This window comes from Novosphingobium album (ex Hu et al. 2023) (assembly GCF_022832385.1).
In the GTDB taxonomy this organism is placed as follows: Bacteria; Pseudomonadota; Alphaproteobacteria; order Sphingomonadales; family Sphingomonadaceae; genus Novosphingobium; species Novosphingobium album.
The window spans coordinates 90,299-103,441 of record NZ_JALHLE010000011.1; the positions used below are offsets into that span (position 1 = coordinate 90,299).

Below are 13,143 nucleotides of genomic sequence, written 5' to 3' on the forward strand. Positions count from 1 at the left end.
AAATGCGTATGTCCAAATCCGCATTGCTCGCCGGCACCGTATTCGGGCTGGTTCTCGCTTCGTCACCGGCGCTGGCGCAGGAGACGGAAAACACACAGGCTGCGCCCGAGCAGCAGGGTGGTGTCAGCGACATCATCGTAACGGCCCGCAAGCGGCAGGAAACCGCGCAGGACGTCCCCGTCGCCGTCACCGCCATCTCGGCCGAACAGATTGTCAACCGCGACATCACCAGCGTCGAGAAGATTGCCGCCATCACGCCGCAGTTCAACGTCGGCCGCGCCTCCAACGGTTCGGGCGCACAGCTGACCCTGCGCGGCATCGGTTCGTCCTCCACCTCCATCGGCATCGAACAGTCGGTCGCGGTCGTTGTCGACGGCGCCTACTATGGCCAGGGCCGCGTCATCCAGGAAGGCTTCTTTGATCTCGGCCGCGTCGAAGTCCTTAAGGGCCCGCAGGCCCTGTTCTTCGGCAAGAATGCCACGGCCGGCGTGATTTCGATCACCACCGCGGATCCGACCGACGATTGGGAATTCACGACCAAGGCCGGATATGAATTCAAGGCCGAGCAGTACCGGCTTGAAGGCACTGCGTCCGGCCCGCTGACCGACAATCTCGGCCTGCGCATCGCCGCGCGCTATTCCAAGATGAATGGCGGCTATTACCGCAACGTTGCCGACAACATCTACTACGCTGAAGTCGATGCCGCGAGCCTGCTCTCGGGCGGCACCGGCGATGCCACAGCACACCTTGCCACGCCGGCCCCGACCAAGGAACCCGGCGAGGAAGAGTTCCTGGCCCGCGGCACCCTCAAGTGGGAACCGACGGACCGCCTGACCATGACGCTCAAGGGCAGCATGGATGTCAGCACAGTCAACAACTCCTCGTGGAACTACGTCGCCTACGCCTGCGGCAACGGTTCGACATCGCAACTCAACGGCTATGCCTGCGGCAAGGACTTCGTCAGCCACCAGAACAACATGCCCGCCGACATCGCGGTCAACTATCCCTACGCGAAGAAGGACGGCTCGCTGTACAACAAGTACCGCTCCGCCGCCGGCACGCTGAACATGACCTACGACGCCGACGAGCTGCAACTGTCGTCTGTCACCAACTACCAGTGGAACAACAACCGCTGGGCCTGCGCCTGCGATTTCCAGTCGGGCGACTCGTCAAATGGCATCGGCGCCACCTGGGCCACCGAGAACTCTTCGTGGAAGGCCTTCAGCCAGGAAGTCCGTGCACTCACCCAGTTCGACGGACCGTTCAACATGATGCTGGGCGCGCTTTACCAGAAGACCAAGCGCGATTTCGCCCAGTTCGTCATGTTTGCCGGAGTTTCCAACTCCGCCGCGCCGGAAGGCTATGAATACGTCGCCACCGCCAAGTCCAGCTACACCAAGGGCGAGACTATGGCTGTCTTCGGGCAGGCGACATACAAGATCCTTCCGACCCTCGAACTGGCCGGCGGCGTGCGCTACACCGACGAGACCAAGGACAGCTTCTTCACCCAGCCCTACAATAACCCGCTCGTCACCGCGATCTTCCGCGCGCAGGACGATGCCGATGGCCTGGGCGAAGTCTATGCCCGCCAGCATTTCAAGAACTGGTCGCCCGAAGCCACGCTGACCTGGAAGCCGACGCAGGACATCATGGTCTATGGCGCCTTCAAGACCGCCTACAAGTCGGGCGGCTTCTCCAACGGCGGCATCAACTCGAAGTTCTCGGCCGATCCGAAGGCTGACCTCACCTTCAACCCGGAGAAGGCGAAAGGCTTCGAAGTTGGTTTCAAGTCGACCCTGTTCGACCGCCAGCTGCGCTTCAACGTCACGGCCTTCACCTACAAGTACACGGACCTGCAGGTCGACTTCTTCAACTCGCCGATCTTCGCGTTCCAGACTCTGACGGCTGATGCCCGGACCAAGGGCGTGGAAGTCGAATTCCAGTTCGCGCCCTACGCCGTGCGCGGACTCGATATTCACGGCTCGATCAACTACGACAAGGCAATCTACACCAGCTTCCCGCTGGCACCGTGCTATGCCGGTGAAACACCCGCAGAGGGTTGCAGTCTTGCCGGGAACACCCGTCAGGATCTGACCGGAGCGCCGCTCTCGGTCGCGCCGGAATGGACGGGCAGCCTTGGGCTGGGCTATGAAATGCCGGTTGGCGACAGCATGAAGCTGGGCGTGAACGTCGATAGCAAGTATTCGGACAGCTACTTCGCCTCGGGCTTCGGCAATCCGCTGTCCAAGCAGAGCAGCTATGTCACGATCGACGCGGGCATCCGCCTCGGTGCCGAAGACGACAACTGGCAGATCGCACTGATCGGCAAGAACCTGACCAACAAGTTCTATGTCACCGGCGTCGTCGATGGCCCCTCCACGGGCAGCGGCACCGGCACGCTTTCGGGCGTCAAGGCCGATCAGCTCGGCTTCGGCTCGGTGCCCCGCACCGTCATGGTCGAAGTAACCAAGCGCTTCTGATCACGCCCGCACCGGCAAAAAAGAAAAGGCGGAGCCTCGGCTCCGCCTTTTTCTGTTTGGCGGCAACTCTCGCGGCCAGGACTATGCCCCAAACCCTCCATCGATGGTCTGCATCGAGCCCGTGATCATCGCGCCATGCGGACCGGCGAGGTAGGCTGCGAGTTCAGCGACTTCTTCCGTCCTGGCATGCCGCTTGATCGCCATGAAACTGTGCATGGTGGCGGCCATCGGGCCATCTGCCGGGTTCATGTCGCTATCGGTCGGCCCGGGCTGGATGCTGTTGACCGTGATCCCGCGCTCGCCGAGGTCGCGCGCCAGGCCCCTGACCATACCCTGCACGGCCGATTTCGTCAGCGCATAGGCTGCGCCGCCTGCAAAGGGCATGCGGTCGCCGTTCACCGATCCGATCACGATGATGCGGCCATTGTCGTTCATGCGCCGGGCGGCCTCGACCGCCGCATGATAAGGCGCCCGGACGTTTACATCGATCATGTGATCGACCGCATCCGCATCGATCTGCAAGGGGTCGCCAAGCACAAGCGTGCCAGCAGCAATGACGATGGCATCCAGCGCGCCGCGGGCGGCGACAGTGGCGGTCAGTTCGCTGCGGTCAGCACTGTCGGTCCTGAGAGCCGTAGCTCCGGTCTCTGCCGCCAGTTCCTCTGCAGCTTGCTTCGAACCGGCGTAGGTAAAGCCGACATTGGCTCCACTGGCCGCAAAACGGCGCACAATAGCCGCGCCGATACCGCGACTGCCGCCAAGGACCAGGACATTCTTCGCTTCGAAATCATTCATGACGCTTCTCCATCTTTCCTATCCGTTGTTCAAACGAGAGCGCGCCCGTTGCGGCACCGCGCCTCTAGACTTGAACATGCCCGCGAGGCATTGTTCGGACTAGCCGGCGAAATCTGGTTCTAGACGGCGGGATTACCGAACAATGATGAAGCTGGACGGCGTTGTCGCCTTCGTCACCACTGCAGAAGCCGGCTCGATCAGCATGGCAGCCAAACGGCTTGGTCTTGCGAAGTCGGTCGTAAGCGAGCGTCTGGCCGAACTGGAACGCACGTTGGGGGCAACACTCATGCAGCGTTCGACCCGCAAACTTTCCCTTACCAATAGCGGCCAGACTTTCCTGCCGCGCGCGCAGCGCATCTTGCGCGAAGCCGAGGAGGCCGCGTCCGAACTTGCGGCGCGCAGCGGCAAACTGGCCGGCCCGTTGCGGATTTCCGCTCCTGTCGGATTCGGCATCCTCCATCTTGGCCCCGCCCTGGGACGTTTCCTCCGGGACTATCCCGATATCGAACTTTCACTCGAACTCGACGACAGTTTCGTGGACGCGGCAACTGGAGGATTTGACGCCGTGCTGAGGCACGGCGCAATTGGCGACGGACGCCTTATCGCGCGACGGCTGGCCTCCAGCCGCCGTCTGCTTGTTGCATCACCCGGGTATCTTGCCGAGCATGGCTCGCCAGCATCGCTTGCCGAACTCGAACACCATCGCGGTATCCTCTACTCGAACAGAGCCAGCGACTGGCGCTTTGCAGACGGAACCGGCTGGTCAGTGATCCGCCCGAAGGCGGGCCTGCGCGTAAACAGCGGGCTGGTTATGCGTGACGCGGCCATCAGCGGCCTGGGCATTGCGCTGCTGCCCAGCTTCTTCATCTACGAGGCGATTGCCGCGGGCCAATTGATCGAGATCGGCATCGGCCTGCAGGCGGAGGGCGCAGAGTTGTTCCTGACCTACCCCAAAGACCACGGCGCATCAGCCAAAATCCGCGCATTTGCCGAAAGCCTGCGCCGCAGCTTCGGATATCCGCCCTATTGGGAACGGGCCATGGCTCCGCATTCGCAGCCTTGAGATAGTCTTCACGAAATGGGGGCCCCACCATGCAGGCGGAGGCCCTCAAATTCATCCCGCACGATAACCGGCTTCAGCAGCCCTTGGGTGCATGCTGCCGGTGGATGTTGCGGAACGAGCGGGTCTTGAAGAACCAGCTGCCGTCGATCTTCACGCAAGTATCCTCGTAGATCCCACGATCGCGCATCGTCACGCCATCCTGGTCGTAGACTTCGGACGTATAGCTGCGCATCGTCGCAGTATCGCCGGCGATCTCGATGGAACCCGGCCAGGCTTCGAACATGATGCCCGGATAAGCCTTCATCGCCTCGATCCACATGGCGACGATTGCTGCGCGTCCTTTGGTCGTGCCCAGTTCCGGATAGTCAGGCAGCGACCATTCGGCATCCTCGGCCCACGTTGCGCCCCAGGCGTTCGCGTCGCACTGGGTCACCGCATCAGCATAAGTCTCAAGCAGTTCCCGGATCGCAAGGCGATCCTCGAAGGGCCCGGTGAATGTCATGACTGATCTCTCCCACGTCAGTTTGGTATTGATGTTGCCCGCAGCGGAGCGCGCCGTTCAAACGGCTACAGGGCGCTCGTTGGGCCCTGGCTCCTCCGAAGGGACTGCGACCTCGATCACGCCGTCTTCGACGCGCAGATCGAACCGGCGCAGGTCTGCATAGGCGCCGCCAATGCAGCGCCCCGTGCCGACTTCGAAGCGCGCTCCATGCAAGGGGCACATGATCGCGCCGCGCCGCACCCGTCCTGGTGAGAGCAATGCCGCTTGATGGGTGCAACGGTCGTTCACGGCGTGAAAGCCATCATCCGCCTTGACCACCAGCACACTCCAGCCGCCGAGTTGCTTTGCCAGTTTGCCGTCTTCGGGAAACTCCGCTTCGAGGCAGAGCGCATGCCAGGTTGTTTCCATGACTTTCATATCCGGACCAGTGTCTTGCCGATGGTCTTGCCGCTCATCAGGTCGATGAAGGCTTCGGGCAGCTTTTCGAATCCGTCACGCAGGTTGGCGAGCGGGCGAAGTTTGCCCTCGGCCACCCAGGCATCGAGTTCGGCCTGTGCCTGATCAAGGACATCGGGATAATCGTACGTGATGAAACCCTGCATCTTGATGCGGTTCACCACCAACTGCCACAGCGTCTTCACGCCGTAAGGGTGATCGGCGTCGTTGTACTGCCCGATCATGCCGCACACCGCGACGCGGCCGTGCAGGCGCATCAGCGGCAGGATCGCCTCGAGCATCTCGCCGCCCACATTGTCGAAATAAACGTCGATGCCTTCGGGCGCGGCCTTGGCGATTTCAGCCGCGATGTCGGGCGTCGCCCGGTAGTCGATGGCGGCATCGAAACCGAGTTCCTTGATCACCTCTGCCTTCTCGGGCGAGCCGACAAGCCCGATGACCCGGCAACCCTTGGCCTTGGCAATCTGGCCGACCGTCGATCCTGTGGCACCTGCTGCCGCACTGACGACCACGGTTTCTCCCGGCTTCGCCTCGCCGACCGCAAACAGGCCGACCCAAGCCGTGAGGCCGACGGGCCCCAGCGCGCCCATATAGTGATGAAGCTCTACGCCGGGCTGCGGATGCACTTTCTCCAGTCCCCAGGCATCGCCCGAGAGCACGTAGTGATCCGACCAGTGCGCAAAGGCCCGAACGAAAGTGCCGACCGGATAATCCGGGTGACGGGATTCGATGACCTCGCCCAGCGACATGCCCTTGATCGGCTCGCCCAACGCGACCGGCTCGATGTAGCTGGGCCTGTCATCAAGGAAGCCCCGGATCGCCGGATCGACCGAGCCGACCCGCATCGCCACCAGGAATTCTCCCTCGCCCGGCACCGGCATCGCGGTTTCGGCCAGTGCGAAATCATCCGGCTTAGGAAGCCCCACGGGGCGCCGCGCCAGCAGTATCTGTTTTGCCTTTCCCATTCCTCCACCTCTAGCGCCGCACAGCGCACATGCAGGCTAGTTGAATCGCTAGGTTCGGCGATTTCCGCCACTTGCCACATTCCCGGCAGGAACGAGAGGAGCCCGAAACGCCATGACCATGTCCCCTACGGAAATCGCCGCATTCGTCGATCGTCTCTATGCCGCCACCGGCGTGGGCGACTGGGAAGCCACTGCCGCCATGCTGTCCGACGACTTCGTCGCCTACGAGGCGGACGCACTGCCGATGGCCGGCGCGTACCGGGGCACCAGCGGATTGCAGACGCTGTTCCAGAAGGTGATGGGCATGGTCGATGTCATCGCGCTGGACCGCCACGATCTGATGGTCGGCGAAGACTGCGCCATCGCCGTGCTGTCCATGCGCTTTGCTGATCCAGCGCTCGCTCCCGCCGAAATCGCCGAAATGTTCCGCTTCCGCGATGGCAAGTGCTGCGAGATCAAGCCGTTCTACTACGATCCGGCCGCGTTCATCTCCGCTTGCGAAGCCAAGAAGGCTACCGCCTGAGGCAAGTCCCGGCCATGGTCCGCACCGGAACCGGGCGTTAGGATCGCACCATGAAAGCTGTCCACTACAGCCGCAACGGCGGCCCCGAAGTCATGGAATATGGCGAGCTGCCCGATCCCCAAGTCGGCGCGGATACGGTACTGATCGCGGTCGAGTGGATTTCCATCGAAGGCGGCGACCTGCTCAACCGGTTGGTCAGCCCTCCATCGCACACCCCGTTCATTCCCGGCTATCAGGCCTCCGGAACAGTTGTCGCGGTGGGCGACGCCGTCAACCGCTTCAAGCCGGGAGACCGGGTCATCGGCTTCAACTGGAACGGCAGCCACGCAGAACTGTTCGCCGTGCCCGAGCGCTACGCCTACCCGGTCCCCGATGGCCTCGACCTGCGCCTGGCCTCGCTGATCCCTGTCGCGTTCGGGACTGCGCACGATTCTCTCTTCGAATATGGGGAGATGAAGCCGGGCGATTTCGTGCTCGTTCAGGGCGCAGCCGGCGGCGTAGGCCTCGCTGCCGTACAATTCGCGTCAAAGGCGGGAGCAACCGTAATCGGCACGGCTTCCGGCAAGGAGCGGCTCGAAAGGATTGTGCCCTTCGGCTTGCACCACGGCATCGACTACCGCAACGAAGACATCGCGGAACGCTGCAGGGAGATCACCGGCGGCAAGGGCGTGGATCTCGTGCTCGACCTCGCAGGCGGTCAGGGCAAGGATGCGCTGCTGCGCGCGGTAAAGCCCCACGGACGCTATGCCGTGATCGGCGCGGCCACCGGCACGCTGCCCAGCTTCACGTTCTTCGAACTGATCCGCAAGGCGCTGCACGTGGTGGGTATCTCGTTTGGCCGCGACATGCACACACCGCGCGTCCATGAACTGCTGGCGGAGATCACGCGGCAGGTGACGGATGGCACGTTACAGATGCCGGTCGCTGCCGAATTCGCGCTTGCCGATGCAGTCGAGGCGCATCGTTACGTTGCCGAAGAGCATCCCTTTGGGCGCGTATTGTTGAAAGTCCCATCCCGGTAACGGTTTCTGGCCCCTTCCCATCTTGAGACGGGATTCACGGACAGAAAGCGCGGGAGGCAGCGAGGTCCCCATGGAACTCCAATCGCGGCCAGCGCCTCAGGCGTTCGTTTCCCAGAAAGAAAACAACGTCAAACGCAATGCCTGACCAGCCGTGCTTTTGTAACGACCATCCCGCTCGACCACTTACGAAAATGCAACGAGCCTGATCCGCCGTCAGCTCTTCTTGAACGGGTTCTTCGGGCTGCGCAGGGTCAGACGGATCGGCACCGCTTCGAAGCCCAGTTCGCGGCGGATCCCGTTGATCAGGTAGCGCTTGTAGCTTTCGGGGAGCAAGTCGAGCCGGGTGCCGAACAGCACGAAACCCGGCGGACGGGTCTTGGCCTGCGTGATGTAGCGCAGCTTGATCCGCTTGCCGCCCGGCGCCGGCGGCGGGTTGGCGGCCAGCGCATCGTCGAACCAGCGGTTGAGGCCAGCGGTCGGCACGCGGCGGCTCCACGCCTCGCGGATCGAGAAGGCCGCGGCGATCATGTCGTCCAGGCCCTTGCCGGTTCGCGCGGACACCGCCAGCAGCGGCACCCCGCGCACCTGGGCTAGGCCCTCGTCAAGCGCCGCGCGAATGCCGTTGAACAGCTTGCTCGCGTCCTCGGCCACGTCCCACTTGTTGATCGCGATCATAAGCGCGCGGCCTTCTTCCAACACACGCGAGGCAATCGTCAGGTCCTGGTGCTCCAGCCCGCGCGTGGCGTCGAGCAGGAGCACGACCACTTCAGCGAAGTCGATCGCGTGACGCGCATCGGCGACGGCAAGCTTCTCAAGCTTCTCCGTCACGTTGGCACGCTTGCGCATGCCGGCAGTGTCGATCAGGTGGACCGGCCGAACCTCTTGCGTCTTCGGATCGGTCCATTCCCATTGGATGGTTATCGAATCGCGCGTGATGCCTGCTTCCGGACCGGTCAGCAGGCGATCCTCGTCGAGAATCTTGTTGATGAGGGTGGATTTCCCCGCATTCGGACGGCCGACGATGGCCAGCTTCAGCGGCGCGCGCAGCAGCGCTTCCTCGTCCAGCTCCTCGGCGAATTCATCCTCCACCGGCTGGAGGGGATCGAGATGCGGCAGCAGTGCCTCGAAGAGGTCAGCCATGCCCTCGCCATGCTCGGCCGAGACGGCGATGGGATCGCCCAGCCCCAGCGAATAGGCTTCCAGAAGCCCGCCCTCGCCCGCGCGGCCTTCGGCCTTGTTGGCCAGCACGATTGTGGGCACCGTGGAGGCACGCAGCCAGTTTGCGATCTCTTCGTCCAGCGGGGTCAGCCCCGCGCGGGCATCCATCACAAATAGCGCTACGTCGGCGGTTTCGAGCGCGGCCTCGGTCTGGCGGCGCATACGACCCGGCAAAGTTTCGGCCTCGTCGTCCTCCCATCCGGCGGTGTCGACGATCTGGAATTTGAGGCCCAGCAGCTCGGCGTCGCCAAAACGCCGGTCGCGCGTGACGCCGGGCTGGTCGTCGACCAGCGCCAGCTTCTTGCCGACAAGCCGGTTGAACAGCGTGGACTTGCCGACGTTGGGCCGGCCAATGATGATCACTTGAGGAAGCATATGGATACGCCGCTTGGGGATTTTACGCCGGTTTGGCAAGCATCCCGCGCATATCTGGCTGACGTGCCGCATATACTTGCCGCGCCGTTAACCAATCTCCGCAGGACATTCCTAACCTTGTTCTCGTATTTCGGGTGGCATGAAGGGATTCAAAAAGGCCATCTTCTTCGGCGCTTGCACAATGCTGGTGTCGCCAGCCTTCGCCAGTTCCGCGATCGACCAGATTGTGTCGGGTTCCTACACCAGCGACGGCGGCAACAGCACGCTCTCCGATCCGATGTCCGGCTTGCTGCAATGCGTCCCTTATGCCCGCCAGCTTTCAGGCATTCAGATCTTTGGCGATGCCCATACCTGGTGGAAACAGGCAAAGGGCCGTTACGCACGCGGGCATGTCCCCAGAGTCGGTGCGGTCATGGCGGTCCGTCCCTTCCACAACTCGCACCTTGGCCATGTCGCCATGGTCAGCAAGATCGTCGATTCGCGCACGATCCTGCTCAGCCATGCCAACTGGTCCTATCCCGGCCAGATTGAGCGTAACGTCACCGCCCTCGATGTCTCCCCAGACAATGACTGGAGCGAGGTCCGCATCTGGTACGGCCCGAACCAGAACCTGGGAACCACCCATTGGCCTGTCGCGGGCTTCATCTACAACGCCAGGCCGGGAACCATTCCAGACCTTGGCACCGACCGCCTTGGCCAGGTCGCCGCATCACCCAGGATAGCGACAGAAGCCCCGACAACGCGGAAGCGCAGGCATAGCGATCCGATCGGAGAGATCATTGCCGGCACCTATTGAAGAACGGCCGGCAACCGCGAGAATTTAGCACAGGTTCACAAGACGCACGTTCCCTGCGCACTGCCCCGACAACCGGCACTACGAGCGGGGACCATCCGACAGGCAGTCAAAAACCATTGCCGCATGAGCCGGTGCCTGCATCGGCTCCACACATCGATCCCGCCTCGTTCTGCCGACACAGAGAGCGAGGCTCGAACAAGGCAGCGCAGCGGGACCGGATGGCATTCAGGCGCAACGAACGCACTCCATCCAGCACCCGCGCCATGAGACGTGGGATCGATGGAATGACCTCTAAAGACCTCGAATTGCCAGCCTGCAAGCCATGCTCGAAGTTGTCGAGACAATCAGCAGCGCCTGCGTTTCAACCGGCTGGATCGCCTCGTTCTATATCAACCACAACGTCTACGTCGCGAAGATGGGCGAGAAGATCCAGCAGGAGATCTTCGGCGAACGCGGCTTCACGCTGCTGCCCGCCATCAACGCCGCGACCATGAAAGCGAACCGGACGGAAGGCGGCTGGATCGTCAGCGGCAAGGCGCCCTGGGGCAGTGGCATCATGCATGCCGACTGGGTTCTCGTCAGCGGCATCGGCGAAGACGCGGCATGGATGTTCATGCTCCCCGTCGAAGACGTCGAGGTTTCCGATGTCTGGCATTTCACCGGCATGGCCGCCACCGGCAGCAACGACGTCATCCTCAATGAAGTGTTCGTTCCCGATTACCGTACGATCGAACAGGCGCAGTTCGCGACGGGGCCAACGCCGGGATCGCTTCACTACGACAATCCTCTCTATTCGCTGCCCGTGCTGCCTATCGCCTACAACACGATTTCCGGCGTGGTGACGGGTGGGCTGGCCGGCGCCTACAATGAATTCAGCGAGACGATCGAAAAACGCGTGCGCAACTTCAGCGGGGCGGTGCTCAAGGCAAAGCAGCACTCGCACATCAATCTCGGCGAAGCCCGCATCGCCCTGCAAACGGCGCGAGACCTCGCCCGGTTCAATGTCGATCGCACCCTGGAATGGGCCGATCGAGAGCAGTTCACCCTCGAGCAACGGCTCGATCTCAAAGGCCGCGTAGCGTTCCTGTCGCGCCTGTCACTCGATACGGTGAACGCCATGATGACGAGTGCAGGTTCTTCGAGCTTTCATCTCGACCGGCCGCTGCAACGGTACTGGCGCGATCTCAATACGCTGTGCACCCATGCTTTCTGGGACTGGGATGCAACACGGGAACTGACTGGCCGCAACGAACTGGGCCTCGAACCCAACCATCCGCTTGCCTGACCGCGATACCGTCATGACGCGAGGTGCGGCGCTCCGCGCCTCGCGCCTGCGGTTCAATCAACCTTCGCCACAGGCGGATTGTCGCCCAGATCTTCATACCAGGCTTCGACCGGCCCGCTCAGCTTGATCGTCAGGGGCTGGCCCTTGCGGTCGAGAGTCTTTCCCGCCTGCACGCGCACCCAGCCTTCGGAGATGCAGTATTCCTCGACGTTGGTGCGCACGGTGCCCTTGAAACGGATGCCGATGCCGCGCTGCAGCTTGTCCGCATCGAAGAACGGGCTCTTCGGATTGATCGCAAGGTGATCGGGCGGCATGTCAGTGCCGGATTTCTGGGGGGCCTGCTCGGGCGTGCTGGTCTCTTCGGTCATGGCCGGGGCTTTAGAGCGAGATCAGTGCTTGTCAATTCGATCCGAGTTGTCTAGGGGCGCGCTTCCGCATTTGGTAGCGGGCGCGTAGCTCAGCGGTAGAGCACACCCTTCACACGGGTGGGGTCACAGGTTCAATCCCTGTCGCGCCCACCATCCCTCTCTCGGGATGGACCGTTCCATCAATATTCCGCGACGATCCGTGCTTTGACTGCGGTCAATGTACTAACCCCTGCGCTGGGTGCATGCCTGTCCCATCGCCATTGGGGAGATTGGATATGTTCAAGGTCAACGTCGGCGGAATCGATCGCTTGCTGCGTGTCATTCTGGGTATCGTGTTGCTGGCTCTGGTCTTCGTCGGACCGAAGACGATGTGGGGGCTGATCGGCATTGTGCCGCTTGTCACCGGCCTGCTGCGCATCTGCCCGCTTTACAGCATTGCCGGGATCAAGACCTGCAAGACGTCCTGAGCGCTTTCAGGCCTCGAAAAAGGCAATGTAGCGCAATTCGGCACTGGCGCGCGGCACCGCTCCTGCGGGCGCCAGTGGATTGCGGAATGCGCCGTGCAGGCAGCCGAACGGTGCGGACGGGGCGCTGTCCCAGGCTTTGAAGATCAGGGCGTCCTCGGGCGTCAGGCCGGAAAACCAGTTCCAGCGCTGCGCGGGATTGTGGACCGTGGTCACGTAAGGCACGCCTTCTGGCATCATCGGCTCGACGGTCCTGCCCTCCACCCAGTCCGCGGAATCAATCGTGCGCTGGTCGCAGATCGCAAGCGGCAGATCGTGCGGCGGCGGCGTCAGGACGCGCCAGACATTGTAGATGCGCACATGCGGATAGCGCGCACGAACATCCTGCGGCGCGCAGCGCGCGATAAACGGCAATGCGGATGTTCGGCTGTGATCAAGATGCACGAACTCGGCTGCCGCAGGCTGCGCCGGATCGCCGGTATCGCGGATCAGCGCCATGTGGCCGTGAAAGGGCGCAATGTGCACCGCACCGGTGCGTTCGCGGATGAAAGCCATTGTTCTGGGACTGCCTATGGCCTCCACCCATTCGGGATTGCGCCAGTCCGCGCGCTCGAAAGTGAGGCGGTGCGCCTCGAACCCTTCGCTTTCCAGCGATGGCGGTTGCGTCAAACCGGTGCAATCGCGCAGCGCGACCGGGTGAGCCAGCAGCGGCTGCGTGATCAGTGACTTGTCGAGATTGCTCCAGATCCCCCCATCCTCTCGCGTCGCCGCGAAATTGATGGGCGCCATGGTGTCGCCGCGCGTTTCCGCCTCTATCATGACCGCTCTCCC

General features: G+C 62.6%; 14 protein-coding genes and 1 tRNA gene. 8 read left to right on the top strand and 7 right to left on the bottom strand.

The genetic code is table 11. The features are described 5' to 3' along the window. Positions 1-2 precede the first annotated feature (2 nt). Positions 3-2,480 carry a TonB-dependent receptor gene (locus MTR64_RS09350; protein WP_243993124.1) on the top strand — a complete coding sequence of 826 codons (2,478 nt, stop codon included), beginning with the start codon at positions 3-5 and terminating at the stop codon, positions 2,478-2,480. 81 nt (positions 2,481-2,561) lie between these two features. Here MTR64_RS09350 and bdcA read toward each other — a convergent pair whose 3' ends face one another. Beyond that, positions 2,562-3,275: an SDR family oxidoreductase gene (gene bdcA / locus MTR64_RS09355; RefSeq protein ID WP_243993127.1), complete on the bottom strand. Its 714-nt coding sequence runs from the start codon at positions 3,273-3,275 to the stop codon at positions 2,562-2,564. 142 nt (positions 3,276-3,417) lie between these two features. Here bdcA and MTR64_RS09360 point away from each other — a divergent pair, with 142 nt between their 5' ends. After that, complete coding sequence (locus MTR64_RS09360; protein ID WP_243993129.1) at positions 3,418-4,338, top strand: LysR family transcriptional regulator; 921 nt, start codon at positions 3,418-3,420, stop codon at positions 4,336-4,338. Positions 4,339-4,411: 73 nt separating this feature from the next. Here the strand turns inward: MTR64_RS09360 and MTR64_RS09365 are convergent, their stop codons facing one another. From MTR64_RS09365 to MTR64_RS09375, 3 genes are read right to left on the bottom strand one after another with little or no spacing between them, the layout of a single operon-like run. Then, complete coding sequence (locus MTR64_RS09365; protein WP_243993131.1) at positions 4,412-4,840, bottom strand: nuclear transport factor 2 family protein; 429 nt, start codon at positions 4,838-4,840, stop codon at positions 4,412-4,414. A gap of 57 nt (positions 4,841-4,897) precedes the next feature. Beyond that, positions 4,898-5,248, bottom strand: coding sequence for a Rieske (2Fe-2S) protein (locus MTR64_RS09370; RefSeq protein WP_243993133.1), 351 nt, complete (start codon positions 5,246-5,248; stop codon positions 4,898-4,900). A 5-nt stretch (positions 5,249-5,253) separates the two neighbouring features. Further along, positions 5,254-6,261, bottom strand: coding sequence for an NADP-dependent oxidoreductase (locus tag MTR64_RS09375; protein ID WP_243993135.1), 1,008 nt, complete (start codon positions 6,259-6,261; stop codon positions 5,254-5,256). A 112-nt stretch (positions 6,262-6,373) separates the two neighbouring features. On the opposite strand from MTR64_RS09375, the gene MTR64_RS09380 reads away from it, so the two are divergent. Beyond that, the gene (locus MTR64_RS09380) at positions 6,374-6,784 is read left to right on the top strand and encodes a nuclear transport factor 2 family protein (protein ID WP_327194262.1); all 411 of its coding nucleotides are present in this window, start codon (positions 6,374-6,376) and stop codon (positions 6,782-6,784) included. 50 nt (positions 6,785-6,834) lie between these two features. Continuing rightward, complete coding sequence (locus MTR64_RS09385) at positions 6,835-7,806, top strand: quinone oxidoreductase family protein (RefSeq protein WP_243993137.1); 972 nt, start codon at positions 6,835-6,837, stop codon at positions 7,804-7,806. Between the two features lie 213 nt (positions 7,807-8,019). Here the strand turns inward: MTR64_RS09385 and der are convergent, their stop codons facing one another. Further along, the gene (gene der / locus MTR64_RS09390; RefSeq protein ID WP_243993139.1) at positions 8,020-9,399 is read right to left on the bottom strand and encodes a ribosome biogenesis GTPase Der; all 1,380 of its coding nucleotides are present in this window, start codon (positions 9,397-9,399) and stop codon (positions 8,020-8,022) included. A 139-nt stretch (positions 9,400-9,538) separates the two neighbouring features. Here der and MTR64_RS09395 point away from each other — a divergent pair, with 139 nt between their 5' ends. Next, positions 9,539-10,195 (top strand): CHAP domain-containing protein, encoded by a 657-nt coding sequence (locus tag MTR64_RS09395; RefSeq protein ID WP_243993141.1) that lies wholly within the window; start codon positions 9,539-9,541, stop codon positions 10,193-10,195. A gap of 322 nt (positions 10,196-10,517) precedes the next feature. Next, positions 10,518-11,480 (top strand): hypothetical protein, encoded by a 963-nt coding sequence (locus MTR64_RS09400; protein ID WP_243993143.1) that lies wholly within the window; start codon positions 10,518-10,520, stop codon positions 11,478-11,480. Positions 11,481-11,533: 53 nt separating this feature from the next. Here MTR64_RS09400 and MTR64_RS09405 read toward each other — a convergent pair whose 3' ends face one another. Further along, positions 11,534-11,848 (bottom strand): DUF3297 family protein, encoded by a 315-nt coding sequence (locus MTR64_RS09405; RefSeq protein ID WP_243993145.1) that lies wholly within the window; start codon positions 11,846-11,848, stop codon positions 11,534-11,536. Between the two features lie 78 nt (positions 11,849-11,926). On the opposite strand from MTR64_RS09405, the gene MTR64_RS09410 reads away from it, so the two are divergent. Then, positions 11,927-12,001: transfer RNA gene (locus tag MTR64_RS09410), tRNA-Val, on the top strand. Between the two features lie 122 nt (positions 12,002-12,123). After that, positions 12,124-12,315 carry a YgaP family membrane protein gene (locus MTR64_RS09415; protein WP_243993147.1) on the top strand — a complete coding sequence of 64 codons (192 nt, stop codon included), beginning with the start codon at positions 12,124-12,126 and terminating at the stop codon, positions 12,313-12,315. Positions 12,316-12,321: 6 nt separating this feature from the next. Here the strand turns inward: MTR64_RS09415 and MTR64_RS09420 are convergent, their stop codons facing one another. Continuing rightward, the gene (locus MTR64_RS09420; protein ID WP_243993150.1) at positions 12,322-13,131 is read right to left on the bottom strand and encodes a CmcJ/NvfI family oxidoreductase; all 810 of its coding nucleotides are present in this window, start codon (positions 13,129-13,131) and stop codon (positions 12,322-12,324) included. Positions 13,132-13,143 lie beyond the last annotated feature (12 nt).